The organism is Streptomyces sp. col6, from assembly GCF_008042035.1.
Taxonomy (GTDB): Bacteria; Actinomycetota; Actinomycetes; order Streptomycetales; family Streptomycetaceae; genus Streptomyces.
This window is the reverse complement of sequence record NZ_RDBL01000010.1, coordinates 1-26,309: the sequence shown is the minus strand read 5'-3', so window position 1 is coordinate 26,309 and position 26,309 is coordinate 1. Positions and strand designations below refer to the sequence as shown.

At 69.6% G+C, this 26,309-nt stretch carries 22 protein-coding genes; 11 read left to right on the top strand and 11 right to left on the bottom strand.

Annotated features, from left to right (window positions below; all coding sequences use genetic code 11):
* Positions 1-2: 2 nt before the first annotated feature.
* From EAO73_RS15075 to EAO73_RS15065, 4 genes are all read right to left on the bottom strand, one after another.
* Positions 3-2,315: an FdhF/YdeP family oxidoreductase gene (locus EAO73_RS15075; protein WP_147972053.1), complete on the bottom strand. Its 2,313-nt coding sequence runs from the start codon at positions 2,313-2,315 to the stop codon at positions 3-5.
* A complete protein-coding gene (locus EAO73_RS35990) occupies positions 2,312-2,488 on the bottom strand; it encodes a hypothetical protein (protein ID WP_191134084.1) in 177 nt (58 codons plus the stop codon). Before EAO73_RS35990 ends, EAO73_RS15075 begins: the two co-directional genes overlap by 4 nt.
* Positions 2,489-2,528: 40 nt before the next feature.
* Positions 2,529-5,054: an ATP-dependent Clp protease ATP-binding subunit gene (locus tag EAO73_RS15070; protein ID WP_147972052.1), complete on the bottom strand. Its 2,526-nt coding sequence runs from the start codon at positions 5,052-5,054 to the stop codon at positions 2,529-2,531.
* A gap of 79 nt (positions 5,055-5,133) precedes the next feature.
* Positions 5,134-6,063: a Dyp-type peroxidase gene (locus EAO73_RS15065; RefSeq protein WP_147972051.1), complete on the bottom strand. Its 930-nt coding sequence runs from the start codon at positions 6,061-6,063 to the stop codon at positions 5,134-5,136.
* Between the two features lie 261 nt (positions 6,064-6,324).
* Here EAO73_RS15065 and EAO73_RS15060 point away from each other — a divergent pair, with 261 nt between their 5' ends.
* Entirely contained in the window at positions 6,325-6,960 is a 636-nt protein-coding gene (locus tag EAO73_RS15060; RefSeq protein WP_191134083.1) for a DUF1345 domain-containing protein, read from the top strand.
* 366 nt (positions 6,961-7,326) lie between these two features.
* Entirely contained in the window at positions 7,327-8,199 is an 873-nt protein-coding gene (locus tag EAO73_RS15055) for an alpha/beta fold hydrolase (RefSeq protein ID WP_224756329.1), read from the top strand.
* Between the two features lie 64 nt (positions 8,200-8,263).
* On the opposite strand, the gene bglS is transcribed toward EAO73_RS15055, so the two are convergent.
* The gene (bglS, locus tag EAO73_RS15050) at positions 8,264-9,043 is read right to left on the bottom strand and encodes a beta-glucanase (RefSeq protein ID WP_147972050.1); all 780 of its coding nucleotides are present in this window, start codon (positions 9,041-9,043) and stop codon (positions 8,264-8,266) included.
* Between the two features lie 782 nt (positions 9,044-9,825).
* On the opposite strand from bglS, the gene EAO73_RS15045 reads away from it, so the two are divergent.
* A complete protein-coding gene (locus EAO73_RS15045; protein ID WP_147972121.1) occupies positions 9,826-11,088 on the top strand; it encodes a glycoside hydrolase family 6 protein in 1,263 nt (420 codons plus the stop codon).
* A gap of 179 nt (positions 11,089-11,267) precedes the next feature.
* On the opposite strand, the gene EAO73_RS15040 is transcribed toward EAO73_RS15045, so the two are convergent.
* Positions 11,268-12,308, bottom strand: coding sequence for a LacI family DNA-binding transcriptional regulator (locus EAO73_RS15040; RefSeq protein ID WP_147972049.1), 1,041 nt, complete (start codon positions 12,306-12,308; stop codon positions 11,268-11,270).
* A 408-nt stretch (positions 12,309-12,716) separates the two neighbouring features.
* Between EAO73_RS15040 and EAO73_RS15035 the strand changes: the two genes are divergently transcribed.
* From EAO73_RS15035 to EAO73_RS15020, 4 genes are all read left to right on the top strand, one after another.
* Complete coding sequence (locus tag EAO73_RS15035; protein ID WP_147972048.1) at positions 12,717-14,129, top strand: GH1 family beta-glucosidase; 1,413 nt, start codon at positions 12,717-12,719, stop codon at positions 14,127-14,129.
* Between the two features lie 99 nt (positions 14,130-14,228).
* Positions 14,229-15,527, top strand: a complete 1,299-nt coding sequence (locus tag EAO73_RS15030) for an extracellular solute-binding protein (RefSeq protein WP_147972047.1) — start codon at positions 14,229-14,231, stop codon at positions 15,525-15,527.
* An 81-nt stretch (positions 15,528-15,608) separates the two neighbouring features.
* The gene (locus EAO73_RS15025; RefSeq protein WP_147972120.1) at positions 15,609-16,547 is read left to right on the top strand and encodes a carbohydrate ABC transporter permease; all 939 of its coding nucleotides are present in this window, start codon (positions 15,609-15,611) and stop codon (positions 16,545-16,547) included.
* The gene (locus EAO73_RS15020) at positions 16,544-17,455 is read left to right on the top strand and encodes a carbohydrate ABC transporter permease (protein ID WP_147972046.1); all 912 of its coding nucleotides are present in this window, start codon (positions 16,544-16,546) and stop codon (positions 17,453-17,455) included. Before EAO73_RS15025 ends, EAO73_RS15020 begins: the two co-directional genes overlap by 4 nt.
* A gap of 217 nt (positions 17,456-17,672) precedes the next feature.
* On the opposite strand, the gene EAO73_RS15015 is transcribed toward EAO73_RS15020, so the two are convergent.
* The 3 genes from EAO73_RS15015 to EAO73_RS15005 all read right to left on the bottom strand — a co-directional run bounded on the left by EAO73_RS15015 (position 17,673) and on the right by EAO73_RS15005 (position 20,633).
* Positions 17,673-18,686, bottom strand: a complete 1,014-nt coding sequence (locus EAO73_RS15015; protein WP_147972045.1) for a LacI family DNA-binding transcriptional regulator — start codon at positions 18,684-18,686, stop codon at positions 17,673-17,675.
* Positions 18,687-18,932: 246 nt separating this feature from the next.
* Positions 18,933-20,267 carry a diaminopimelate decarboxylase gene (lysA, locus tag EAO73_RS15010; RefSeq protein WP_147972044.1) on the bottom strand — a complete coding sequence of 445 codons (1,335 nt, stop codon included), beginning with the start codon at positions 20,265-20,267 and terminating at the stop codon, positions 18,933-18,935.
* Between the two features lie 36 nt (positions 20,268-20,303).
* Entirely contained in the window at positions 20,304-20,633 is a 330-nt protein-coding gene (locus tag EAO73_RS15005; RefSeq protein WP_147972043.1) for an SAV_915 family protein, read from the bottom strand.
* Between the two features lie 199 nt (positions 20,634-20,832).
* Here EAO73_RS15005 and EAO73_RS15000 point away from each other — a divergent pair, with 199 nt between their 5' ends.
* Positions 20,833-21,366, top strand: a complete 534-nt coding sequence (locus EAO73_RS15000; RefSeq protein WP_147972042.1) for a universal stress protein — start codon at positions 20,833-20,835, stop codon at positions 21,364-21,366.
* Positions 21,367-21,434: 68 nt separating this feature from the next.
* Here EAO73_RS15000 and EAO73_RS14995 read toward each other — a convergent pair whose 3' ends face one another.
* Both EAO73_RS14995 and EAO73_RS14990 read right to left on the bottom strand, forming a co-directional pair.
* Positions 21,435-21,842, bottom strand: a complete 408-nt coding sequence (locus EAO73_RS14995) for a WYL domain-containing protein (RefSeq protein WP_191134081.1) — start codon at positions 21,840-21,842, stop codon at positions 21,435-21,437.
* Between the two features lie 163 nt (positions 21,843-22,005).
* Positions 22,006-22,845 carry a GntR family transcriptional regulator gene (locus EAO73_RS14990; protein ID WP_147972041.1) on the bottom strand — a complete coding sequence of 280 codons (840 nt, stop codon included), beginning with the start codon at positions 22,843-22,845 and terminating at the stop codon, positions 22,006-22,008.
* A 261-nt stretch (positions 22,846-23,106) separates the two neighbouring features.
* Between EAO73_RS14990 and EAO73_RS14985 the strand changes: the two genes are divergently transcribed.
* Genes EAO73_RS14985 through EAO73_RS14975 form a run of 3 tightly spaced genes read left to right on the top strand, consistent with a single transcriptional unit; the run spans position 23,107 to position 26,247 of the window.
* Complete coding sequence (locus EAO73_RS14985) at positions 23,107-24,375, top strand: extracellular solute-binding protein (RefSeq protein ID WP_147972040.1); 1,269 nt, start codon at positions 23,107-23,109, stop codon at positions 24,373-24,375.
* Positions 24,376-24,421: 46 nt separating this feature from the next.
* On the top strand, positions 24,422-25,408 hold the full coding sequence (locus EAO73_RS14980) for a carbohydrate ABC transporter permease (protein ID WP_147972039.1): 987 nt from the start codon (positions 24,422-24,424) through the stop codon (positions 25,406-25,408).
* Complete coding sequence (locus EAO73_RS14975) at positions 25,405-26,247, top strand: carbohydrate ABC transporter permease (RefSeq protein WP_147972038.1); 843 nt, start codon at positions 25,405-25,407, stop codon at positions 26,245-26,247. Before EAO73_RS14980 ends, EAO73_RS14975 begins: the two co-directional genes overlap by 4 nt.
* The last annotated feature ends 62 nt before the right edge of the window (positions 26,248-26,309 follow it).

The window sequence follows — 26,309 nt, the reverse complement described above, 5'->3', positions numbered from 1 at the left end:
GCTCAGCCCGACGGTGTGATGGTCACCTTCACGTGCTTCATCAGGGGCTGGTCGCTCTGGGTGCTGTAGTCGACGAGCGCGCAGAGGACGTTCATCTCGGGCATGTATCCGGCGGCGCAGCCCCGGGGGATGTCGTACGGGACCGCGAGGTACCGCTCCACACGCCGCCTGCTGCCGTCCCTGGCGGTGCTCGTGATGTCGACGGGGTCGAAATCCCCGACGCCGCGCTCGCGCATGTCGTCCTTGTTCATGAAGACGAGAGTGCGCAGGTTCTTGATGCCGCGGTAGCGGTCGTTGTCGGAGTAGATGGTGGTGTTCCACTGGTCGTGCGAGCGCATCGTGCCCAGGGAGAGCGTGCCCGGCGCCGGGACGACGTCCGGCAGGGGCGCGGTGGAGAACTCGGCGCGGCCGGACGGGGTCAGGAAGACGAGCTCACGGGCGGGCTGCCGGATACGGAAGCCGAGGGGCAGGCGTACGCGGCGGTTGCAGTCCTCGAACCCCTCGATGACCTGGGCCATGGAGTCGCGGATGCGGTCGTAGTCCTCGACGTACCACTCCCACGGGGTGTCGCTGCCGGGCAGCGTGGCGCGGGCCATCCCCGCGATGATGGCCGGCTCGGACAGCAGGTGCCGGGACGCCGGACGCTTCATCCCGACGGACAGGTGCACCATGCTCATCGAGTCCTCGACCGAGGTGGACTGGAGACCACCGCGCTGGTGGTCCTTCTCGGTGCGGCCCAGGCACGGCAGGATGAGCGCCTTGCGGCCGTGGACGAGGTGGCTGCGGTTGAGTTTGGTGCTCACCTGAACGGTCAGCTCGCAGGTGCGCAGCGCCTCGTAGGTGTACGCGGTGTCGGGCGCGGCCAGGGCGAAGTTGCCGCCCATGCCGACGAACACCTTCACGTCGCCCTGGTGCATCGCCCGGATCGTGCCCACCGTGTCCAGGCCGTGTTCGCGCGGCGGCTCGATCCCGCAGGCGTCGGCCAGGCGGTCCAGGAACTCCGGGGGCGGCCGGTGGTCGATCCCGCAGGTGCGGTTGCCCTGCACGTTGCTGTGCCCGCGCACGGGCGAGGGGCCCGCTCCCTCGCGGCCCAGATTGCCGCGCAGCAGAAGGACGTTGACGATCTCGCGGATCGTGTCGACGCCGTGGTCGTGCTGGGTGATGCCCAGGCACCAGCTGATGATGCTGCGGTCGGCCTCGCTGTACACGCGCGCCGCCTTGAGGATGGCGTCGCGGCTCAGGCCGGCCTGGTGCTCGATCTCGTCCCAGGTGGTCTCCTCGCACACCGCGCGGTAGGCCTCGAAGCCCTCCGTGTAGCGGTCGATGAACTCCGCGTCCAGGGCCTTCGGGTCCGTCTCGGCCTCCTTCAGGACCGCCTTGGCGATCCCCCGCAGGAAGGCCATGTCCCCGCCGATGCGCACCTGGAGGTTCAGGGTGCTGGTCGGCGTCGACTTGAACAACGCCATGTCCATGACGTCGTGCGGGATGATCGTGCGGGTCGCGGCGGCCTCGACGAGCGGGTTGACGTGGACGACCTGCGCACCGCGGTGGCAGGCCTCGGCGAGGGCCGTCAGCATCCGGGGAGCGTTGGAGGCGGCGTTGACGCCCATGATGAAGAGGGCGTCCGCGCTCTCCCAGTCCTTGAGGTCGCAGGTGCCCTTGCCGGTGCCGAGGGCGGCCTGCAGGGCGCGTCCGCTGGCTTCGTGGCACATGTTGGAGCAGTCGGGCAGGTTGTTCGTGCCCAGCTCGCGGGCCCACATCTGGTAGAGGAACGTGGCTTCGTTGCCGAGCCGGCCCGAGGTGTAGAACGACGCCTGGTGCGGGCTGTCCAGCTCCCTCAGGGTGCGGCCCACCAGTGCGAAGGCGTCCTTCCAGCTGATCGGCTCGTAGTGGTCCGACTCGGGGTCGTACACCATCGGCTCGGTCAGGCGCCCCTGGTCCTCCAGCTCGAAGTCGCTCCACCGGGACAGCTCGCTCACCGAGTGCTCGGCGAAGAACTCCCGGCCGACCCGCTTGCGCGTCATCTCCCACGTCACGTGTTTGATGCCGTTCTCGCAGATGTCGAGCTTGAGGCCCTTGAGGTCGTCCGGCCACGCGCAGCCGGGGCAGTCGAAGCCGCCGTTCTCGTGGTTCATCCTGACGATCGCGCGCGGGCCGTCGACCAGTTCGCGTTCCCGCACCAGGAACTTGGTCACGCTCTTGGCCGCGCCCCAGCCCGCCGCGGGGTGGTGGTACGGGCGGGACTCGGGTTTCCCCCCGGGGGCGGGGCCGATACGGGGCTCCAGCGCGCCCGGGTCCTCCTCGGGGACGTTCACAGAGTGTCGTCCTCGTCCCGTCGGCGCTCGGTGCCGGTGGGCAGACCGACGTCCCGCCGGTCCTCCTCCGTCATCTCCTGGAGCTCTTCCTCGTCGGGGCGCCTCGGCATGCCGCGGCCGTGGTCGCGGTCCGGGTCCCCTTCGACCTTGCGGTTGGACTTGTGGTGGCTCATGGTTCCTCCGTGTGTGCGACGCCGGCGGTGGACCGGCGGGTCAGTCGGTGGTGGCCGGTTGTTCCGCGTCCTCCTGTCCGCTCCCGGCGGTCTGTCCCGGCCGGACGGTGCAGTGCAGCGAGTCGTTCTCGACGTCGGCGACGATCGTGTCCCCGGGCCCGGCGTCGCCGCTGAGCAGGAGGGAGGCGATGCGGTTGTCGAGTTCCGTCTGGATCGTGCGGCGCAGCGGCCGGGCTCCGAACTCCGGCTGGTGCCCGTGCGCGATCAGCAGTTTCTTCGCGGCCCCAGTGACCTCCAGCTCCATGCCCTGGGCGCGCACCCGGTGCTCGCTCCGGGCCAGGAGGTGGTCCACGATGCGGTCGAGGTCGTTCTCGGTGAGGCTGTGGAAGACGATGATGTCGTCGATGCGGTTGAGGAATTCCGGCAGGAACCGTCCCCGCAACTCCTCCATCAGCTCGTCCTTGAGCTCGGCCGCGTCCCCCTCGTGCTGGAGGATGCGGTGGGCGCCGATGTTGGACGTCATGATGACGACGCAGTGCCGGAAGTCCACGGTGCGGCCCTGGCCGTCGGTGAGCCGGCCGTCGTCGAGGATCTGCAGCAGGGTGTTGAAGACATCGGGGTGCGCCTTCTCCACCTCGTCGAACAGGACCACGCTGTACGGGTGGCGGCGGACCTTCTCCGTGAGCTGCCCCGCCTCCTCGTAGCCGACGTATCCGGGAGGCGCGCCCACGAGCCGGGCGACGGTGTGCTTCTCCTGGAACTCGCTCATGTCGAAGCGGATCATCCGGTCCTTGTCGCCGAACAGCAGCTCGGCGAGGGTCTTGGCGAGTTCGGTCTTGCCGACGCCGGTCGGTCCGAGGAAGAGGAACGAGCCGACGGGCCGGTTCGGGTCGCCCATGCCCGCACGGCTGCGGCGCACCGCCTCGGAGACCGCGGTGACGGCTTCGTCCTGGCCGACGATACGGGCGTGCATCTCCTCTTCCAGCTTGAGCAGCTTCTCCTTCTCGCTCGCCGTGAGCTGGGAGACGGGGATGCCGGTGCGGCGCGAGACGATGTCGGCGATGTCGCTCGCCGTGACGGAGACGACGCCCTCGCGCCGCTCCTCGATCCCGGCGAGTTCGCCCTCCGCCTCGGCGATCTCCCGCTTCAGCTCGGAGGCCCTGTCGAAGTCCTCCGCGGCGATGGCCTGGTCCTTCTCACGGTTCAGCTTTGCGAGCCTGTCCTCGCGGCCGACCACCTCCGTGGAACGGCTCGCGCTGCGCAGCCGCACCCGCGCGCCGGCCTGGTCCATGAGGTCGATCGCCTTGTCGGGCAGGAAGCGGTCGCCGATGTAGCGGTCCGAGAGTTCCGCGGCGGCGGCCAGAGCGCCGTCGGCGAAGCGGACTTGGTGGTGGGCCTCGTAGGCGTCCCGCAGCCCTTCCAGGATCTGCACGGTCTCCTCGACCGAGGGCTCGGGTACCAGTACGGGCTGGAAGCGCCGTTCGAGCGCCGCGTCCTTCTCCACGTGTTTGCGGTACTCGTCGATGGTCGTCGCGCCCACGACCCGGAGTTCCCCACGGGCGAGCGCGGGCTTGAGCATGTTGCCCGCGTCCATGGAGCCCTCGCCCGTGGCTCCCGCTCCGACGACCGTGTGGAGTTCGTCGATGAACAGGATGATGTCGCCGCCCGCGTTCTGGACGTCCTCGATGACCTTCTTCAGCCGTTCCTCGAACTGGCCGCGGTACTGCGCACCGGCGACCATGCCGGACAGGTCGAGCGAGACGACCCGCCTGTCCTTGAGGGTGTCGGGCACCTCACCCGCCACGATGCGCTGGGCCAGGCCCTCCACGATGGCGGTCTTGCCGACACCGGGCTCCCCGATGAGCACGGGGTTGTTCTTCGAGCGGCGCGACAGGATCTCGACGGTCTGCTCGATCTCCTCGGCCCGCCCGACCACCGGGTCCAGTTTGCCGGCCTTGGCCTCCTTGGTGAGGTCGCGGCCGAACTCGTCGAGGGTCGTGGACGGCGCCTGCCCGCCGGCCGGGCCGTCCGCCCGGTCCGCCTGCTCCGTGGCACCGGCCAGCTTGCGCGGGTCGAGCCCGCCGGCGTCCAGCAGCTGGGCCGCGCCGCTGTCGGGGTCCGCGATGAGCGCGCCCAGGATGTGCTCGGGCCCGATGTAGGACACGCCGGCGGCCTGCGAGTGGGAGTAGGCCGCGGTGAGCGTGCGCTTGGCCGCCGGTGTCAGCCCCGGCTCCGAGGACGGTTCGACGGACTCGCGTGGCAGAACCTTGGCGATCTCGGCGGCGAAGGCATCCGGATCGACCCCCGCCTGAGCCAGGATGCGCCGCGAGGGGTCGACCTTGGTCGTCGCCCACAGGAGGTGCTCCGTGTCCAGGTCGGACGTCCCGTCCTCGATCGCCTTTCCGGCGGCCAGGTTGAGCAGTTCCTGGGAGGACTCGGACAGCAGACGCCCTATGGGTACGCGCTGAACCGCGGGCGGCGACGATGCGGGAGATGTACCGAAGAAACGGTTGAACATTTCACTGAACGGATCTGCCGAACCGAATCCGAACGAGGACATCGACATGGCGACTCCAATGCGCGGCGTTTCCTACCAGCCAAACGCGGCGCCCCGGCACTCGCAACCGCGCTCGGAGAGGTGACGCCTACGGGGCCGGCGGCAGGTCGTCCAGGAAGTCGGCGGTCGGGACGTGGAAGAGGCACCCCGTGACGGCGGTCGAGAAGTCGAGGATCCGGTCGTGCAGGCCGGGGCGCGTACCGAGGAACATGTTGCGGAGCATGTGCTCCGTCACGTCCGGGGTCCGTGCGTACCCGATGAAGAAGGTGCCGAATTCCCCCTCTCCCACCGTGCCGAACGCCATGTTCTCGCGGACGATCTTGCGCTCGGTTCCGTCCTCGTCGGTGATGGTGTTGAGCGCGATGTGCGCGTCCTCGGGTTTGAGGTCGTCGGGGAATTCCACGTTGTCCGCCTTGGTGCGGCCGATGGCCTTTTCCTGTTCGCCGGTGGGGAGGCGGTTCCACGCGGTGAGGTCGTGCAGGTATTTCTGGATCGTCACGTAGCTGCCGCCCCGGAATTCGGGGTCCTCGTCCCCGACGAACACCGCCTCGGCGGCGAGGCGGCCCTCCGGGTTCTCGCTGCCGTCGACGAAACCGAGGAGATCGCGCTCGTCGAAGTATTTGAAGGCATGCACTTCGTCGACCACGGACACCTGGCCTCGCAGCCGGTCCATGAACAGCCGGGCCAGCTCGAAACAGAGGTCCGCACGCTCGGCACGGATATGGATGAGCAGATCGCCGGGGGTGGCGGGCGCCCGGTGCTTCTCACCGTTCAGCTCGAAGAACTCATGCAGATCGCGCGGCCTGGGACCGCTGAACAACCGGTCCCAGGCCTGCGAGCCGATGCCCACGACGCAGGTCAGCTCATCACCGGGAGACCGGAACGCGACCGAGCGCCGCAGAGCCGACACGTCCTCCAGTACGCCCCGGACCGTCTGCTCACCGCCCGGCTCGACGGTGGCGACGAGGAAGACGGTGGCTCTGGCCGGCGGAACAACGACGGGCTGCGACTCGGGCACGGGGCTTCGGTCCTTCCGGGCTTCATGGGAACAGGCGATCGCCCGCCCGACGCCCATCCTGCGGCAGGCGGCCGGGCCGCGCGGGGCCCGACACCCCGGACGGCACCGCGCCCCGGGCGGCCGGCGGCCCGCCCGGAGTACGGAGGCCGTGGCGTCCCGTTCGGCGCAGTCGGCTTGCAGGCCTCTCCGCCGCCCTGTCTCCTGAAGTCTGACGTCAGGGGCGGCGCCGGGCCGTGCCTCCACGAGGGCTGGGACGAGGTCGTGAACCGTCAGCCGTTGCTCTCCGCCGTTCCCCGTCTCAGTTGCGCCGCGGTGGTCGGCGCGGGCGTCGGGGCGGGCGTCGCCGTGGCCTCGGGCGTGCCGCTGGGCGCCCTCGCCGGGATCGCCACCGCGCTGACGCTGTTCGTCGTGGCGGGCTGGCTGGTCCTGTGGCCGATGGACGCCGCCGCCACCCGGCGCAACGCCGGACGTGAGGAGTTCCGGCCGGTCCTGGAGGAAGTGGCCGTCGTGGCGGCGGCGCTCGGTGGCCTGGTCGCCATCGTGCTGCTGCTCCTGGTCGGCGACTCCGGCCTGAGCCACGCGGGAGCCGCGACGGCGCTGTGCGGCGTCTTCATGGCCTGGGCCGCGCTCCATCTGATGTACGCCACCCGCTACGCGTACCTCTACTACGCGGAGCCGGGCGGCGGCATCGACTTCAACACGCGGCAGTCACCGCGCTACAGCGACTTCTTCTACTTCAGCTACAACCTGGGCATGACCTACCAGGTCTCCGACACCAACGTCTCCACAGCGCGGTTGCGCGCCATCGTGCTGCGGCACTGCCTGCTGTCCTACGTCTTCGGGGCGAGCATCCTGGCCACGGTCATCAACCTCGTCATGGGCATCGTCACCGGATGAGGCGCCCGGCCGGGGCCCCGCGGCGACCAGGGACGGGTCCTCCGCGTCCGCGATCCCGCCGATGCGGAACGCGGCCTCCGCATCGTCGGTGAACCGGCCGGTCATGGTCCGCTCGGCTTCGTTCCGCCGCCGGAGGTTCAGGGTGGTTCTGGGTCCACCCCCGCTGGGGTGCTGAACCGCTGGTGGGCCGAACAGGCCCTTCATAGCGTGGTGTTCATGACGCATCACACGAACGAAGAACGACAAGGCGCCACCCGGCGGACGGCACTGCGTGGGCTGGGACTCACGGTAGGGGGCGTGGCGCTGGCCACCGGCCTCGGAACCTCGCCGGCCGCGTCGGCCCCGCGCGGCGGACCCGTGACCTACGTGCTGGTGCACGGCACCCACAGCGCCGGCGCGTTCTGGATGCCGATCGCGCGGGAATTGGCGCTGCGCGGCCACCGCGTCGTCATGGTGGACCAGCCACTGCACGGCGCGGAGGCTTTCGTGGCGGAGTCGTACCAGCGGCAGGACCTCGCGGCGATGGCGGTCGAGCCCTCCCCGCTGAAGGGCCTCGGTCTGGACGACTACGAGGCGCGCGTCACGGGCGTCGTGCGGCAGGCCGCGCGCAACGGCCCGGTGGTGCTGGTCGGGCACAGCCTGGGAGGCGTGTCGGTCAGCCGTGTCGCCGATGCCGTTCCGCACCTGCTTCACCACATCTGCTATATGGCGGCCTTCTGTCCCAGCCGCGTCCTGCCCACGGCGGACGCCTGCACGGCGGCACCCGAGAACGCGGACGCCGTCAGCCCGGTGGAACTGACGGTGGGCGACCCGGACCGGCTCGGGGTACTGCGGCTGAACTTCCGTACGGGTGTCAGCGGTGAGCTGGCCCTCCTGAAGGAGATGATCTGCGCGGACCACCCCGACGCCGGCTTCCGCCGGATCCTGGCCGGTATGCAGACCGACGAGCCCGTCGCCGCCTATGCGGGCCGGGCGGTCGGCCGGGCCGGCCACTGGGGACGCGTTCCCCGCACATATCTGCGCTTCGGCAGGGACCGTACGATCGCCACCGCGCTCCAGGACCGGATGATCGCGGAAGCCGACGCGTCCACACCCGGCAACCGCTTCCGCGTACACGATTTCCCCGGGGCGTCACACGTCGGCCCTCTGGACCCCACCCCGGTCGCGGACGCCCTGGACACGCTCGCCGGGCTGCCGGCCGCCGGGACACGGAGTCCGTCGGCCCGGCACCGCCGGTGAGCCGGCAGCGAGGCCGGCACAGGACATCACATCCCGTGCCGGCCTCACCTCATGCACCCCGGACTCAGTACTTGGTGTACTTGACCCAGTCGTAGCGGGCGGTCAGCGGAGCGCCCGGATAGGTGAACGGGCCGGTCCAGCTGTCGACCCCGGTGGCGGGCCACAGGTTGGCCATGATGCGCATCGGGCGGGTCGGGAGCGGGCCACGCGAACCGTTCTCCTGGTGGACGAGCTTGCCGTCCACGAACCAGTTGATGGTGCCCTGGTTCCACCATTCGATGGCGTAGTCGTGGTAGCCGGCGGAGGCGTCGAAGCCGAGGTTGATCAGGGTCTCGTGGCCGCCGACGCCGTTGGTGAAGTAGTTGGTCTGCATCTGGGTGGTGTTCTTGCCGAGGATCTCGACGTCGATCTCGTCCCAGGGCTGACCGTCGCTCGGTCCGGTGTAGGTGAAGAACCCGGTCACGGTGCCCGAGCTCTTGACCGCCTGGAGTCGTGCCTCGAAACGGCCGTACGAGTACAGGTCGTTGGTGCGGTACTCGCCGGAGGCGTAGGGCTTGCCCGAGCAGCCGGAGGGGCAGCTCGCGGTGTCGAGGTTCTGGCCCATGACGCCGCCGTTGAACCAGGTGTGGTCGGCACGCCAGCCGGCGTTGAACATGCCTCCGTTGGACCAGCCGTCGGACTTGCTCCAGAGGCCGGTGTTGTAGGAGTCGAAGTTGTCGGTGAAGCTGCCGCCGGCGGCGTACGCGGGGCTGGACAGCGGGTTCAGGATCAGGGCCAGGGTGGCGAGCGGGGCGAGTAGCCAGCTGTACCTGCGGAACCGGCGGGATGTTCTGCGTGATTGCATTTCGGCCTCCTTGGGGCGCGAATGCGGCAGTCAGAATCCGGGCGCACCATCCATCGAGGCGTGCGGCTCGGAGCATGTGCCGTGAAACCCATGTGCGGGACAGGCTCGGCGTCCACTGACGGCACAACTGTGCGGGGGGAGGACGCCTGTGGTGGTGCTGGGAAGTGCACCGCTCGACCACGATCTTCCGTGCGCCACCGGTGGGGACCCGAGAGACGCGGTGCGGCACAGGCCGCCGGCGGTGAACAGGGCGCAGCTGACACCCGGACAACGCCTGGCATGTGCATTCGGCGCATGAGTGGCGCGCCGTGAGCGGGGGGTACTGGTACCGCTTCCAAAAAGTAGCAGCGCATCAACAGCACGACAAGAGACCGGGGCCGCTCGGTGAAGTACGGAGGAAACCTTCCGTTCACGCCGAGGCACCTCAGGCGACGTCAGACAGGCCGGACAAGTGCCGCTCCGCGAACACCACTTCCACAGTACCGGCACGTCAGAGAGGCCTGAACGGCAAGGGAAGGAACGTCTATTGACATATCCGCGACACCGGCCCCAGCATGTGGCCCCGGGAGTGCTGCATGCACTCCGTTCTGGAAGCGCTCCCAGTTGGCGGTGCCGGTAGGGCGTACTCGCCCGTCCTGCGCCACCGTCCGTGCCGCGGCCCGCGTCACGCTGAGAGAGCCCGTACAGCCGGTCCTTCGCCCGGCGCTTCCGTACCCACACACCAAAGATCAGCTCACCCTCCCGCACGAAGGAGACTTCACCCCATGAGCAGAGTGCGACGGTTGCTCGTCCCGGTCGCCTGCGCCGCACTGACCGCCGGCGCCCTGGCCGGTGGCGAGGCCACTGCCGCGCCCCGTCCTCCGGCGGCGGACCATACGCTGCCCAAGGACACCCGCTTCTACGTCGACCCCAAGGCCGGTGCCGCCCAGCAGGCGGTCGCGGACCTGAAGGCCGGCAAGGTCGACGACGCCCTGCGGATGGCGAAGCTCGCCTCCTGGCCGCAGGCGATCTGGCTCGACTACGGCACACCCGCCGAAATCCAGAAGGTAGTCGGGAAGAAGATGCGGGCGGCCAAGGTCACCGGCACCGTTCCGGTCTTCGTCCTCTACAACGTCACCGGCCGCGACTGCAGCTTCTACTCGTCCGGCGGGGCGGACAGCCCCGAGGAGTATCGCGACTGGGTCCAGGGCGTGGCCGACGGCATCGGCACCGGCCGTGCCGTGGTCGTGGTCGAGCCCGACGGGCTCGCGCTGCTGCCGAAGGACTGCCCGGAGGGCGACGCGGACGGCACCCGCACCGAGGAGCGGTACGCCAACATCCGCACCGCGGTGGACCTCATGGAGGCCGAGCCCAGGACGTCCGTGTACCTGGACGGCGGCAGCAGCAACTGGCAGCCGGTCGGCGAACTGGCCGGACGGCTGGTGAAGGCCGGCCTGGAGAAGACCCAGGGTTTCGCCCTGAACGTCTCCAACTACCAGCCCACCGACCAGCTCAACCGGTATGCCACCTGGGTCTCCAAGTGCGTCTGGTACACCACCGAGGGCCCCGAGGAGGCACGCGGCAGGACCGATACGTGTGCAAGCCAGTACTACTCGGCGGCCGCCCCCAATGACGGGCAGCCGGGCAACGCGGTGGACTTCTACGATCCGTCCACCTGGAAGTGGACCGACGCCTGGTTCGACCGGACCGTCGGCCGCCCCCCGGTCAAGAACCTGACGCACTACGTCCTGGACAACAGCCGCAACGGCCTCGGCGCCTGGATCCCGCCGGCGGGCAAGTACTCCGACGCCGAACCCTGGTGCAACGCGCCCGGACGCGGCATCGGTGCGCGGCCCACCGCCGACACCGGCCGGCCACTGGCCGACGCCTACCTGTACGTGAAGACCATCGGGGAGTCGGACGGAAGCTGCCGCCGGGGCACGGCGGGCCCCGTCGACCCGGAGTACGGCATCGAGGACCCGGCGGCCGGCGCGTGGTGGCCGGACTTCGCGCACACCCTGGCCAGGAACGCGAAGCCCGCGCTCACCTTCAACACCGGCCGGTAGCCGGGCTCGGCCGGCGGGCGTCGGACGGTTGGACGCCCGCCCCCATGGACAAGCCCGGCCTGCCTTCGGTGGGAGAAGGCGGGCCGGGCTGTTTCACCCACCGTCCTGAAGAAGCCGTGTGCCGCACATGCGCGCCGGCCGGCTCACCGGTCGTGGACGCCGCCCACCCACTCGCCCGGTCAGGCCGACCCGCGGCGAATCAGCGTGGTGGGTGTGATGACGGTGGTCTGTGCGCGTGTTCCGGTGTCCTGCTCGTGCAGCTTGCGCACCAGCAGGCGGGCCATCGTGCGACCCATGCCCTCGATGTCCTGGCGGACCGTGGTGAGCGGTGGATCGGTGCAGGCGGACACGGAGGTGAGGTCGTCGAACCCGACGACCGCCACGTCGCCCGGCACCGTGCGACCGCGTCTGCGCAGGGTGCGCAGGGCGCCCTTGGCCATGAGGTCGCTGGCCACGAAGACCGCGTCCAGGCCGGGGTGGCGGTCCAGGAGTACGGCCATCGCGCGCTCACCGCCCTCGTCGGTGAAGTCGCCCTGCGCGATGAGCGAGGGGTCAACGTCGAACAGCACATCCCGGTAGCCGTCCAGCCGGTCGGCCCCCGCTGCCAGGCCGAGTGGGCCCGCGATGTGGCCGATCCGCCGGCGCCCCTGCGAGACGAGGTAGCGCACGGCGTCCCTTGCCCCGCCGCGGTTGTCGGCGTCGACGTAGGCCAGGGCCGCTTCACCGGGGACCGGTGTCCAGTGGGGCCTGCCGCCGTAGACCGTCGGCAGGCCGAGGCGTCGGACGAGGCCGGGCAGCGGATCGTCACGGTGCACCGAGAAGGCCAGCGCCCCGTCGATGTGACCGGCGGCCAGATAGCGGTCGATCCGTTCGTGGTCGCCGGCGCCTTCGGCGAGGAGGAGGACGAGCTGGAGGTCGTTGTCGACCAGTTCCTTGCTGATGCCGCGGATCTGGAGCCCGAAGTAGGGATCGGAGAAGATGCGGCCCTCCGGTTCGGCGATGAGCACCGCGATGTTCCCGGTGCGCCGGGTGACCAGGGTCCGGGCCGCCCGGTTGGGGATGTATCCCAGTTCTCTGATGGCCTCTTCCACTTTGACCATGACCTGCGGACGCACACCGGTTCCACCGTTGATGGCGCGGGATGCCGTCGAGCGGGAGACTCCCGCGTGGGCGGCGACCGCTTCCAGGGTCGGGCGGCCGGTCGCGGACGGTTCGGGCACGACGCACTCCTTGTGGGGAAGAGCAGGGCGGGCCGCGCGGCGGTGAGCGCCATGCTGCGGCTGGGTTGAGGGCCGTGAACCGGCTTTCACAGGGCGCTCTTCTGGTAGCGCTCCCAAAGAATGCGTAGGCGATCCGACGGTGTCAAGCCGCGAGCGATTCATGAAGGTGAAGTCGATCCAGCAGGCACCCCCGGATGTGCCCTGCGAGAACCTGGGATGAACAGGCACAACTGGTCGCCCGATCCCGTGGGTCCCGAGTCGGCGAGGGTACGAATGCCCACACACAGGCCCTTGACAAAGGAGGAACCTCGCCCCATCTTTCTGGAAGCGCTCCCAACTTGCCGCCCATTCTGAAGCCACGAACTCGGCGGCCCCCTCCGTTCCTCACCGCTGTTGGAGAAGCACCCCATGAGCATCGATCTGCGACCGGCCGATTCCGGCCGGCCCCTTCCCCAGCCCCTTCCCGCCCTCGAACTTCCCGGCCTCCCGGCGGACTTCGTCTGGGGAACCGCTACGTCGGCCTACCAGATCGAAGGGGCGGTCGACATCGACGGGCGTACGCCGTCGATCTGGGACACCTTCAGCCACACCCCCGGCGTCATCGACAACGACGACCACGGCGACGTGGCGTGCGACCACTACCACCGGATGCCGCAAGACGTCCGGCTGCTTGCCGGCCTCGGCCTGGACGCCTACCGCTTCTCGCTGTCCTGGCCCCGCGTCCAGCCCGGCGGCCGCGGCCCGGCGAACGACAAGGGCCTCGACTTCTACGACCGCCTGGTGGACGAACTGCTCGCCCAGGACATCACCCCCTGGGCCACGCTCTACCACTGGGACCTGCCGCAGGAGCTGGAGGACGCCGGCGGCTGGCCCGAGCGCGACACCGCCCACCGCTTCGCCGATTACGCGGAGCTCGTGGCCGGACGGCTCGGCGACCGGGTGCGCCACTGGATCACTCTCAACGAGCCGTTCTGCTCGGCGATACTCGGCTACCACATCGGCTGCCACGCGCCCGGCCGCAAGGATTTCGGGGCCGCCATCCGTGCCGTGCACCACCTGCACCTCGGACACGGCCTCGCCGTCCAGCGGATCCGCTCCGTGGTGCCCACGCCTGTGCGGGTGGGCATCACCCTCAACCCGTCCCAGGTGTACGCGGCCTCCGATTCGGCCGCCGACCTGGACGCCGCCCGCCGGGCGGACGGCATGGGTGCGCGCATCTACCTCGACCCGGTGCTGCGCGGGCAGTATCCGCAGGACGTGCTCGACGACCTGGCCGGGCTCGACGTCAACGTGCCGGTGGAGGCCGGGGACCTGGACGTCATCGCGCAGCCACTGGACTTCCTGGGGATCAACTACTACCTCAGCGACGTCGTCGCCGCCGGGGACGAGCCGGGCCGGACCACCCGGGTCCCCCAGCCCGACCGGCCCGTCACCGCGATGTCCTGGGAGATCCACCCCCAGGGCCTGACCGACCTGCTCACACGCATCGGCCGCGACTACCCCGGCATCCCGGTCTACATCACCGAGAACGGGGCGGCCTTCGACGACTCGGTGTACGGAACCGATGCCGACGGCCGCATCGAGGACATCGACCGCACCGTGTACCTGGCCGGCCACCTCGCCGCGGTGGGCCGGGCCCGCGAGGCCGGAGCGGACGTCCGGGGATTCTTCGCCTGGTCGCTGATGGACAACTTCGAGTGGGCCTACGGCTACGACAAGCGCTTCGGCATCGTCCACGTCGACTTCGCGACCCAGCGCCGCACTCCCAAGCAGAGTGCGCTGTGGCTGCGGGACGCCGCGAACGCCCACCGCGGGCGCTAGATCTCCTCCACCCCACCCGCATCTTCATCACGTCTTGAGTGCACCAGCGTTTGGGAGCGCTTCCACACCCACCCGAGACGAAGTCCTAGGAGGCTTCCCATGTCCATAGCAAGAGCCGCGAGAAGGACCCTCGTCCGCCTGGGCGCTGTCGCAGTGGCAGGCACACTGCTTGCCGCCTGCGGATCGGGCTCGACCGGTGACCAGGCCGGCGACGGCAAGGTCACCCTGACCGTCGACCTGTTCGGCACGTTCGGCTTCAAGGAGGCCGGGCTCTACAAGGAGTACGAGAAGAGCCACCCGAACATCACCATCAAGCAGAGCGACACCCAGGAGGAGCGCAACTACTGGAAGGCGCTGCAGACCCGCCTCGCCGGTGGCGGCGGCCTCGCCGACGTCCAGGGCATCGAGGTCGGGCGCATCGCCTCGGTCGCCCAGCAGCAGAGCGACAAGTTCGAGGACCTCACCCAGTACGGGGCGGACAAGCTCAAGAAGAACTTCACCGACGCCAAGTGGGGCGCCGCGACCAGCAAGAGCGGCCAGATCATGGGCCTGGGCACGGACAACGGGCCCGGCGCCATCTGCTATCGCACCGACCTGCTCAAGAAGGCCGGACTGCCCACCGACCGCGAGGAACTCGCCAAGAAGTGGTCCACCTGGGACGGCTACCTTGACCTCGGTCAGCAGTACATGAAGAACGCTCCCGCCAAGACCGCCTGGATCGACAGCGTCCGCAGCATCTACACCAACGTGGCCGGCCAGTACAAGGAGCGCTACTACGACTCCTCCGGCGAGCTCATCTACGACAGGAGCCCGGCGGTCAAGGAAGCCTGGGACCTCTCGGTCAAGGCCGAACAAGAGGGCCTGAGCGCCAAGCTGGCCCAGTGGACGCCGCCGTGGAACCAGGCGTTCGCCGCGGGCTCGTTCGCCACTCTGCCGTGCCCGGCCTGGATGCTCGGCTACATCAAGGGCCAGGCGGGCGACGCCGGTAAGGGCAAGTGGGACATCGCGAAGATGCCCGGCGTCGCGGGCAACTGGGGCGGCTCCTATCTGTCGATCCCCAAGGCGGCCAAGCACAAGAAGGAAGCCTACGAGCTCATCGAGTGGCTGACCGCGCCCGAGCAGCAGGCCAAGCTGTTCAACAAGATCGGAAACTTCCCCTCCAGCGTCCCGGCCATCGCCAAGGTCGCGGGCACCAAGGACCCGTACTTCTCGGGCGCGCCGATCGGGAAGATCTTCGGTGACGCCGCCAAGGAAGCTCCGGTGCAGGTGCTCGGAGTGCACGACATGGACATCCAGGAGCAGTTCGCCGCAGCGCTGTTCGAGGTCGAGAAGAAGGGCACGTCGCCGGACACGGCCTGGGAGCACGCCGAGAAGGGCATCGACAACGCCATCGGCTGACCGAGCCCCGGGGGCCGGGCCGTGCCTGACCCGGCCCGGCCCCCGGCTTCACGCCTTTCGCCTGCCGCGCCCGTCCCGGCACTGCACAGGGCGCGGCAGGCGCGCAACCCACACCTTCCACCCGGGCGCCGCGCTTGGCGCGCCCTGTCGCCGTACACCTACATAGCCCCGTTCTTCCTGCTGTTCGGAGCCTTTGGTCTCTTCCCGCTGATCTACACCGCGTTCATCTCGCTGTACCGGATCGAGCTGCAGACGCCGGGCGACATGGAGTGGCGCGGCTTCGGCAACTACACCGCGATCTTCACCGACCCGTTCTTCTGGGGCGCCCTGCGCAACACCTTCACCCTGGGTGTGCTGTCCACCGTCCCCCAGCTCATGATCGCGCTGGGCCTTGCGCACCTGCTCAACTACAAGCTGCGCGGACGCACCTTCTTCCGCACCATGATGCTGATGCCGTACGCCACCTCGGTGGCCGCCGCGACACTGGTCTTCGCCCAGCTCTTCGGCCACGACTTCGGGCTGATCAACTACGTCATCGGGCTCGTCGGTGTGAGTCCGGTCGACTGGCAGACGGGGACCATCGCCTCCCAGATCGCCATCTCGTGCATCGTCGTCTGGCGCTGGACGGGCTACAACGCACTGATCTTCCTCGCGGGCATGCAGTCCATCCCGAGCGATCTGTACGAGGCGGCCGAAATGGACGGCGCCTCCCGCTGGCGGCAGTTCCTGCACGTGACGCTGCCGGGGCTGCGGCCCACCATCGTCTTCTCGGTCATCATGTCGACCATCGGCGCCACCCAGCTCTTCGGCGAGCCGCTCCTGTTCGAGGGCAATCCCGGCGGCGGCATCACGCACCAGTACCAGACTCTGGGCCTGTACATGTACGAGCAGGGCTGGTCCTTCTTCCACCTGGGCCGGGCCGCTGCCATCGCCTGGGTGATGTTCCTGCTCATCCTGCTGCTCGTCGGGGCCAACGCCCTGCTCGCGCGCCGACGCCTTGCGAAGGAGGCCGGCCGATGACCACCTTCGCCGATCCGAAATCAGCGAACCCCACGCGGCCGTCCGCGTCCACCGGGTCCCGGCCCGCAGGGCGCAAGCGCGGCGCCGGACGCACCATGCACGGCAGCCGCCCCACCTATGGCTTCCTGATCCTCGCCGTGCTGGTCTCGTCCTTCCCCTTCTACTACACGATCGTGGCGGCCAGCCGCTCCAACGCGGACATCGCGAAGACCCCACCGACGCTGATCCCCGGGCCGAATCTGCTGAAGAACTTCCAACTGGCCCTGGAACAGGCGGATATCGGCAAGGCCCTCTTCAACTCCCTGATCGTGTCGGGCTCCATCACCGTCGGTACCGTGCTGTGCTCGACCCTCGCGGGGTTCGCCTTCGCCAAGCTGCCTTTCAAGGGACGCAACGGGCTGCTCGCGTTCACCGTCGGCACCATGATGATTCCGCCGCAGCTCGGTGTGATCCCCCTGTTCATGGTGATCGCGAAGCTGGAGTGGGCCAATCAGCTCCAGGCGGTGATCCTTCCGAGCCTCGTCTCCGCCTTCGGGGTGTTCTTCATGCGGCAGTACATCGCTCAGTCGCTGCCCGACGAACTCATCGAGGCCGCCCGCGTCGACGGCGCCTCCACCGCGCGGATCTTCTGGAGGATCGTCGTGCCCATCGCACGCCCCGCGATGGCCGTCCTCGGACTGCTCACCTTCATGACGGCCTGGAACGACTTCTTCTGGCCGATCATCGCGCTCTCCTCCCAGGAACCCACCGTGCAGGTCGCCCTGCGCCAACTCGGCGGCGGCTACGTCCAGGACCAGTCCGTGGTCATGGCGGGCACCCTCCTGGGCACCCTGCCCGTCCTGGTCGTCTTCGGCCTGCTCGGACGGCAGATCGTCGGGGGCATCATGCACGGCGCAGTCAAGGGATGAACGGGCCCTCACCGGGCCGCACAACAGGTGATCCGGCCCGGAAGCCGAATCCTGGCGATCACCCATGAACGGTGGCGCGCGGCCCGCCTCCGGGCAGGCAGCCGACACTCACTCCCCGCCACGGCCGCCTCCGGCGGCCGGCGGTTGCCGGCCGCGCGCCACTCACACCCCGTTCACATCCCACTGCCGCTTCCCGGAGGACGGCTCGTAAGGCCCCTCAGGTGCTGGAACGCTTCACCAACTGGGTGGGCAGGATCAGCGGGCTGGCGGTACGGCCCGCGATGAGCCCGGCAAGCATCCGGGCCATCTCGCGCCCGAGATCCCGAATGGGCTGACGGATCGTGGTGAGTGCGGGATCGGCGATCCGCGCGACGGCGAGGTCGTCGAACCCCACCACGGCCACATCCCCAGGCACCGGCCGGCCGGCTGCACGCAGGGCGCGCAACGCGCCCGCCGCCATGTTGTCATTGGCCGCGAACACCCCGTCCAGATCCGGATGCGCCTCCAGCAGCCGCGCCATGGCGGCAGCCCCATCGGCTTCGGAGAAGTCCCCTTCCTCCGGCGGAAGAGGTGTCAGGCCGGCGAGCATCATGGCCTCCCGGTAGCCACGGTGCCGGGAATCACCCACCTCGGTGTCCAGCGGACCGCAGATCGTGGCGACCCGCGTCCGCCCACGCGCGAGCAGGTGATCCGTCGCATCCCGCGCGCCGCCGACGTTGTCGATGTCGACGTACCAGCGCGGTTCGAAGTCCACCGGGCGCCCGCCGAAGACGACCGGCAGCCGGCTCTCCTGGGCGATCCGGGCCAAGGGGTCGCCCTCGTGCAACGCCATCAGCATCACCCCGTCGACGACACGGGAGCGCACGAGCTGTTCCACCCGCTCCCGGCCGCGCGCCGTAGCAGCCACGCAGAGCATCATGTGCAGGTCGGCTTCCTCCAGGCCGCCCGCCACCCCGGCGATGACCTGCGCGAAGAACGGGTCGGTCAAGACCTCCGGGTCGTCCCGCGAGATGACGAGCGCGGCCGCCCCCGCCTGGCGCGTGGCCAGAGCACGCGCCTTCGGGTTGGGAACGTAGCCGAGTTTCCTGATCGCCCTCTCGACGGACTCACGCTTGACCCGGCTGACATGGGGAGCATTGTTGATCACCCGGGAAGCCACCGACCGCGACACACCGGCCAGCGCGGCCACCTCGTCAAGCGTGGCGTGCCGATGCGCCAGTTCCTCAGCCATGGTCGTGGGCCTTCCCTCGCAGCAATTTATGGAAGCCCTTCCATTGTGACCTGTGGGCACGGCGAACCGGGACTGAGGGTGGGCCCGGCCCCGGAAACTACGTGATCAGCAGCCCGGACGCAGGACCCGTGAGGCAACCGGTGCCGTAGGCGGAACACTCGGATGCTGCCCGGCGAGCAGCCCCGGCTGGAAGGCCTCCCACACCTTTGACCATCGACCGCGGAGCGTCCTGCCCTCCCTTCGAGCCTATGCGCCGACATCGCGCCGCTGGAAGTCCTCCTGCGTCTCTCGCCGTATCAGGAGGCGCGCCACTCCCCCGTGCACCGCGACGACCGGCGGGCGGCCGACGAGGTTGTAGGCGGAGGCCATGGACACCTGATAGGCACCCGCCACGGGCACGGCGATGAGATCGCCGGAACGTGTGTCCCCGGGCAGGAGGACATCGCTCGCGATCACGTCACCGGCCTCGCAGTGCCGCCCCACGACCATGGCCGTCACAGGCTCGGCGCCGCTGACACGGCCGGTCAGACGGGGTGCGTAACGGGCGCCGTACAGGGCGGGCCGGGGGTTGTCGCTCATGCCACCGTCGACAGCCACGAACATGTTCGGGCCGGTGTGCTTGACGGCGAGGACGCGGTACAGCGCCACCCCGGCAGGGCCCGCGATCGCCCTCCCCGGCTCGATGGCCAGCCTGGGCACAGGCAGCCCGGCCACCGCGCAGCTCGCGGCGAGGTCCGCGTTCAGACGGCGAGCGAGGGCGGTCGGGTCGAGCGCGGGATCTCCCGGCCGGTAGGCGACCCCGTGCCCGCCGCCCAGATCGAGTTCGGGGAGGGTGACGCCGTGACTGTCCTTGATTCGGGCCATCAGGCCGACCATGCGCCGCACGGACACCAGGTACGGCTTGATGTCGGTGATCTGGGAGCCTATGTGGCAGTGCAGACCCGTGAGTTGAAGCTGTGACTGGCCGAGCACCCGGGCGATGGCATGCTGGGCGGACCCATCGGTGAGAGACAGGCCGAACTTCTGCCGGTCCGTACCCGTACGTATTTTCTCGTGCCCCCCGGCCGACACCCCGGGCACCACCCGTACCATCACCTTCTGCCTCCCGGCGGGACCCACCAGCGCGGCGATCCTCGCAATCTCCGACGGGCTGTCGACGACGATCCGCCCGACGCCGACGCGCAGGGCCGTCTCGATGTCGTGCGGTGACTTGGCGTTGCCGTGCAGCACCATCCGCTCCGGCGGGAACCCGGCGAGGTGGGCGAGTTCGAGCTCGCCGGCGGAACAGACGTCCAGCCCCAGCCCCTCCTCGTCGATCCACCGGACCATGGCCCGGGACAGGAATGCCTTGGCCGCGTACACCACGTCAGCCTGCGGAAAGGCCGCCCGGTACATCCGGCACCGTCCGCGTATCTCACCCTCGTCCACGACGTAGGCGGGGGTGCCGAAGCAGTCGGCCACGTCGGCGAGGGACACCCCGCCGACGCTCACGTGGCCCTGTGGAAGGCGGGCGGTGGAGGCCGGCCAGACGGTCAGATCGTCCGGACCGGCGGAAAGGCGGGCGAGAAGGGGTGCGGACATGGCGGGACTCCTGGGCAGGCGTGGGAAGGAGCGCGGTCACAGCGCGCGGACGGGCACGTCCACCGACTCCGCGGTGACCGCCCGAGCCGAGAGGACGGGGTCGACGACAAGCCGGCCGACCCCCAGGGGCACCGTCAACGCGCGCAGGGCCGGCTCGGCGAGCACCATCGCCTGCTGGCCCGGACCCAGCGTCGCGATCATCAGGTCCCGGCGGGTGAACCCGACGGCGGTGCGCTCCCCCAGCGGTGTACGGAACAGTCTCAGCACGGAGCCCGCGCCCTCCGGCCGGACGGGCACGTACAGGAGCAGCCCGGCCAGGGCCTGTTCATCGGGGTCGGGATCATCGTCGTACGAGAAGAGACACATGGCATTCCTCCAAGGCGCCCGCGCCGGGCAACTGCCCGGCGCCTGACGTCGAAGCTATGCCCGTCACGGCTCGCACCGCCCTGTCGCCTGACGCGACTCTGACGGCGGGGGACGAGTCCATACGGATCGCTGACACCCACGGCACGACGGCCACCGTTCAATGAAATCCGGAACAGTGAACCGATGGGGGGACTGGACAATGCGGCAGAGAATCGTGGTCGGTGTGAGCGGCTCCACCGGAAGCCTGGCAGCCCTGCACCGAGCCGTCATCGAGGCTCAGGAACGCGACGCCGCCCTGTGCGCCGTGCTGGCCTGGCAACTGCCCGGCGGTGGACTGGGCAGCCGCACGGTCCATGGCCCCGACCTGCTCCGGGAGTGCGAGGAGGCTGCTGTCGGAGAGCTGTGTGCAGTTCTCAGCGGTGCGTTCGCCGTCGCGAAGCCCTGCGTCCCCCTGTCCGCGCTCGCCATGCGCGGCGAACCGGGAGCAGTACTCGTCGAAGCCGCCGAGTCGACCGACGACCTCTTGGTCGTGGGTACGGGCACACGCGGCAGATGGCTCCCCGGGCTGAGAGCGCCGGCGGCCCGCTACTGCCTGACCCACGCGGTCTGCCCCGTCCTCGTGGTACCCCCGAACCCGCTCGAGGCCGAACTCGCCGCAGTACGCGGCAAGCCCCGGTCCGTGCCTTGGCTACGGACAGGGCACGCGCAGCATCCGCATGACGGTGGCGGGTGAGGGGTGCCGGCCCTTCTTCGTGCGGTCGCGGCACTCCGAGCACCTCGGCATGGGCCGTGCTCAGGTTGTCAGGTGGTGTGCGGGGGCCCTTGGACGGCGTTCAGGCAGCGGGTGGCCTGGGTGTGCAGGGCGTCGGCGAGTTCCGGTGGGCCGTGGGTGAGCGTGAAGTCGGCGTCCACGGAGGTGATCATCCAGACCAGGGTGGGGATGGTGTCGGCGCCGAGGCGCAGGAGGCAGGTGTGTGGGTCGATGGCCTCCAGGACGCCCATGCCGGGCCAGAGGCGCTCGGCGACGGCGTCGGCGGGTTCGTGGAGGGTGACGGTGGCCTGGTAGGGCCAGGTCTGCCAGGAGAGCTGGTGGGAGAGGTAGGTGGCGGGGTCGTCGTAGGGCAGGCGCGGGAGGCTGGGGGCGGCGGCGAGGGCGCCGCCCGCGAGGAGGGCGCCGAGCAGGGTGCGGCGGCTGGTGGGGGACGTCATGCGAGGCACCTCGTGGGGTCGGTAGCGTCGGATGTGTCAGCCACAGTGGCCCTCCCCGGGGGCCACCGCAAGAGGTGCACCGGTCATTGCACAGGGCGCAACGCGATGGCGCCCCTGGGCGGCGAGGCTCTGCGCACGGCGGGCCACCGCCCCGCCCTCCCCCTCAGTCCCCGGACTGGATGTCCCCCCGCGTCGAGGACGTGATCGGCTCGCGCTGCGCGAAGTCGCCCGGCGGGATGCCCGGATGGTGGCCGCCCTCCACCGGCTCCACGGCCGCGGCCGGGCCGAGCGCCAGCCGGGAGACGATGCGGTAGCGGTCGCCCCGGTAGAGCGAGTGCACGTACTCGACGGGGCGGCCCGTGGTGTCCGAGGTCAGCCGCTCGAAGAGCAGGGCCGGGGAGAGTTCCGGCACGTCCAGGAGACGGGCCTCGGCCCGGGTCACCACGGTCGGCTCGATGGCCTGGACCGCTTCGTGGACGTGCACGTCGTGCCGCTCGCGCAGGTGCTCGTACAGGTCGCCGTTCTCCAGCTCCTCGGCGGAGAGTCCGGGCACCAGTTCCGCACGGATGTGCAGATGCTCGATGGCCATGGGGGCGCCGTCGACGAGGCGCAGCCGGGCGACGTACACGATGTCGGCGGCCGGTGACATGCGCAGCTTGCGGCCGACCCGGGCGCCGGCCTGGAGCGTGGTGAACTCCAGCAGCCGGCTCGACCAGGCCCCGGCCGCCTGCGGGACCGACAGGGCGAGGTCGGCCGATATCAGCTCCTGGGTGATCTTCTCGGGCGCGACGAACATGCCCCGGCCGTGCTCGCGCACCAGCAGCCCGGCGGCCACCAGCTCGTCGACGGCGGCGCGCAGCGTGGGGCGGGAGACGCCGAGCGTGGCGCACAGGGACCGCTCCGAGGGGATGGCGTCACCGGGGCGCCGGGACTCGATCAGTTCCAGGATGGCGTCACGGGCCCGCTCCCGTTTGAGCACCGTCCCCGATGCGTCGGCGTCCATGTGCTGCCCCCTCCTGACGTCCTGATTCCTTGACCACTTGCCCGATCGGGCGAACCAACTTGGCCACTGGTCAGGTGGATTGTAACCGCAATCGCACTCCGGGTTCCAAGCAGTCTTTCCGGAAGATCGCAAAAATCCCTTGATACCAAGGGGGTTGACGCTCCCAAAGGTCTATGCCACCTTCATCCACCAACAAGAGGTGAGCTGTCCAGCGGCCTTCACTGGTCAGGTGGTCAGGTCCTGTTCTCCCAGAGGTGAACCGTGAAGTACCGCTTGCTTGCCGGTGGGTCCGCGCTCGTGCTGGCCGCCGTCCTCAGCGCCTGTGGCTCGTCCGACGACTCGTCCGACGCGTCCGGTGACGGCCGGACCAGCATCGACGTCTGGCTGATGCGCGACAGCGTCTCGGCGCAGTTCCAGAAGGAGTTCGTCCAGGGCTTCGAGAAGGCGCACCCCGACATCCGGGCCCGGGTCCAGATCCAGGAGTGGGACGGCATCGGCGAGAAGATCACCGCCGCGCTCGCCAGCAACGACGCCCCCGACGTCATCGAGAGCGGCAACACCCAGGTGGCCCAGTTCGCCGAGAGCGGCGGGCTGCTCGACCTCAGCGACAAGGTCGACGAGCTGAACGGCAAGGACTGGCTCAAGGGCCTCGCCGAGCCGGGCGCGTACGAGGGCAAGCAGTACGGCATCCCGTACTACGCGGCCAACCGCGTGGTCATCTACCGCACCGACCTCTTCGAGAAGGCCGGTATCGACGCGAAGACCATCAAGACCCGCGACCAGTGGATCGCCGCCACCGAGAAGCTCAACAAGGGCGGCAACCAGGGCATCTACCTGCCGGGCCAGACCTGGTACGCCCTGGCCGGCTTCGTCTGGGACGAGGGCGGCGACCTCGCGACCGAGTCCGGGGAGAAGTGGAAGGGCGCCCTGGACACCCCGGAGGCGCTGCGCGGGATGGAGTTCTACGGGAAGCTCCAGGCGCTCGGCAAGGGCCCCAAGGACGCCGACGAGGCCGACCCGCCGCAGGCCGATGTGATGGCCCAGGGCAAGGTCGCCCAGGTCATCTCCACCCCGGGCGGCGCCAACGTGGTCATCGAGAAGAACCCGGACCTCAAGGGGAAGCTCGGCTTCTTCCCGATCCCCGGCAAGACGGCGGACACCCCGGGAGCCGTCTTCACCGGCGGCTCCGATCTGGTGATCCCCACCGCGTCCGGCAAGCAGGACGCCGCGCTCACCTTCATCAAGGAACTCACCGGTGACGCCTGGCAGAAGAAGCTCGCCGTCGCCATGAGCTACGTGCCGAACCGGACCACTCTCGCCTCCGCGGTGGCCGGCGACCCGGGCGCGGCCGCGATGGCGGTCGGCGCCGCGAACGGCCACGCCACGCCCAACACCCCGAGCTGGGCGGCGGTCGAGGCGGAGAACCCGATCAAGGACTACATGACCGCCGTCCTCACGGGTGGCGACCCGGCGAAGGAGGCCGCCAAGGCGTCCGCCGACATCACCCGGGCCATGAACTCCGGTTCCTGATCCCCCCATCCGCTCATCCGTCCAGACCCCCGAGAGGAGGCGTGCCGTGTCGGTCATCCGGGAACGGACCGCACCCCCCAGTCCCAAGCGCCGGGCCGTTCCCGGCACGTCCGGACCGCCGCCCCGCCGGCGGCGGTCCGGGGAACCGCGCGGCCTGTGGCCGTACGCCCTGATCGCTCCGGCGGTCGGCGGCATGCTCTACCTGCTGGTCTATCCGCTGCTGCGGGCGGTCCTGATCTCGCTCCAGGACTTCCGGCTGCGGCAGCTGATCACGGGGGATGCGGAGTTCGTCGGGCTGCGCAACTACCGCACGCTGCTGACCGATCCGCGGTTCTGGGAGGTGGTCCGGCGCACCTTTCTGTTCATGGCGGTCAACGTGGTCCTGATCATGGCGATCGCGACGCTGGTCGCCCTGATGACCGAGCGGCTGGGCAAGATCGCCCGGACGGTGGTGCTCAGTTCGCTGGTGCTGGCCTGGGCCATGCCGGTGATCGCGGCCACCACGGTCTTCCAGTGGCTGTTCCACTCCGAGTTCGGCATCGTCAACCATCTGCTGACCGGTGCGGGCTTCTCCTCGTTCGACCGCTATCCGTGGTTCGCGCACGGCACCGCCGCCTTCTCCATCCTGGTGCTGCTGGTCGTGTGGCAGTCGGTGCCGTTCGCGGCGATCACGATCTACTCCGCGCTGACCACGGTCCCGGCCGAGCTGTACGAGTCGGCGCGGCTGGACGGGGCGAGCGCGGCCCGGATCTTCCGCTCGGTGACCCTCCCGGTGCTCCGGCCGATCTTCCTGCTGGTGTTCTCGCTGGAGGTGATCTGGACGTTCAAGGCGTTCGTCCAGATCTGGGTGATGACCCGGGGCGGCCCCGGTGACGCCACCACGATCCTGCCCGTGTACGCGGTGCAGACCGCGCTCGCCGGCCAGCGTTACGACCTGGGCTCGGCCGCCTCGATGGTCACCGTGGTCCTGATGTCCGGGGTGCTCGTCCTCTACTTCCGCCAGATGCTCCGCCAGGAGGACGAGATCCGATGAGCCGTGCCCGTACCGCGCGTCTGCGGCGGCTGCCGCTGAACGCCGCCGCCACGCTGACCGTCCTGGTCTGTCTGTTCCCCGTGTACTGGATGATCTCGACCGCGTTCAAGCCGTCCAAGGACATCCAGTCGACCGACCCGCAGCTCTTCCCGCACACCTGGACCCTCGACCACTTCCGTACCGCCGTACAGGCCGACGGCTTCGGGATGTTCTGGCGCAACAGCCTTCTGGTGACAGTGAGTTCGATCCTGCTGGCCCTGGTGGTCGCGCTGGCCTCGGCGTACGCGGTGGCCCGGCTGCGCTGGAAGGGGCGGCGGCAGTTCATGCTCATGGTGTTCATCGCGCAGATGGCGCCCTGGGAGTCGCTGATCATTCCCATCTACATCATCTCCCGCGACACGGACATGCTGGACCGGCTGCCCACCCTGACCCTCGTCTACTTCATGGTGACGCTGCCGTTCTCGGTGATCGTGCTGCGCGGCTTCATCGGGACGATCCCGCCGGAGCTGGAGGAGGCCGCGCAGGTCGACGGCTGCACCAGGACCAGCGCCTTCCGGAAGGTGGCGCTGCCGCTGCTCGCGCCGGGTCTGATGGCCACCTCGCTGTTCGGCTTCATCACCGCCTGGAACGAGTTCGCGTACGCCAACTTCCTGATCATCAAGCACCAGGACAGCCGCACCCTGCCGGTCTGGCTGTCCTCGTTCCAGAACACCTTCGGCACCGACTGGGGCGCCACGATGGCCGCCTCCACCCTGTTCGCCCTGCCCGCGCTGGTGGTCTTCCTGCTGCTCCAGCGCCATGTCACCTCCGGCTTCGCCGCCGGCGCCGTCAAGGGCTGACCGATGCCCCAGCTCCCCTCCCGGAGGCCCCGCATGCCCGAACCTCGCCCCGAACACACCCT

Bases quoted from the DNA above. Each gene is read 5' to 3' on its own strand.
- lysA (WP_147972044.1), bottom strand. From the start codon at position 20,267: ATGTCCGCACCCCTTCTCGCCCGCCTTTCCGCCGGTCCGGACGATCTG.
- EAO73_RS15030 (WP_147972047.1), top strand. From the start codon at position 14,229: ATGTCCATAGCAAGAGCCGCGAGAAGGACCCTCGTCCGCCTGGGCGCT.
- EAO73_RS15015 (WP_147972045.1), bottom strand. From the start codon at position 18,686: ATGGCTGAGGAACTGGCGCATCGGCACGCCACGCTTGACGAGGTGGCC.
- EAO73_RS15005 (WP_147972043.1), bottom strand. From the start codon at position 20,633: ATGTGTCTCTTCTCGTACGACGATGATCCCGACCCCGATGAACAGGCC.
- EAO73_RS14975 (WP_147972038.1), top strand. From the start codon at position 25,405: ATGAGCCGTGCCCGTACCGCGCGTCTGCGGCGGCTGCCGCTGAACGCC.
- EAO73_RS15070 (WP_147972052.1), bottom strand. From the start codon at position 5,054: ATGTCGATGTCCTCGTTCGGATTCGGTTCGGCAGATCCGTTCAGTGAA.
- EAO73_RS35990 (WP_191134084.1), bottom strand. From the start codon at position 2,488: ATGAGCCACCACAAGTCCAACCGCAAGGTCGAAGGGGACCCGGACCGC.
- EAO73_RS15000 (WP_147972042.1), top strand. From the start codon at position 20,833: ATGCGGCAGAGAATCGTGGTCGGTGTGAGCGGCTCCACCGGAAGCCTG.
- EAO73_RS14990 (WP_147972041.1), bottom strand. From the start codon at position 22,845: ATGGACGCCGACGCATCGGGGACGGTGCTCAAACGGGAGCGGGCCCGT.
- bglS (WP_147972050.1), bottom strand. From the start codon at position 9,043: ATGCAATCACGCAGAACATCCCGCCGGTTCCGCAGGTACAGCTGGCTA.
- EAO73_RS14995 (WP_191134081.1), bottom strand. From the start codon at position 21,842: ATGACGTCCCCCACCAGCCGCCGCACCCTGCTCGGCGCCCTCCTCGCG.
- EAO73_RS15020 (WP_147972046.1), top strand. From the start codon at position 16,544: ATGACCACCTTCGCCGATCCGAAATCAGCGAACCCCACGCGGCCGTCC.
- EAO73_RS15035 (WP_147972048.1), top strand. From the start codon at position 12,717: ATGAGCATCGATCTGCGACCGGCCGATTCCGGCCGGCCCCTTCCCCAG.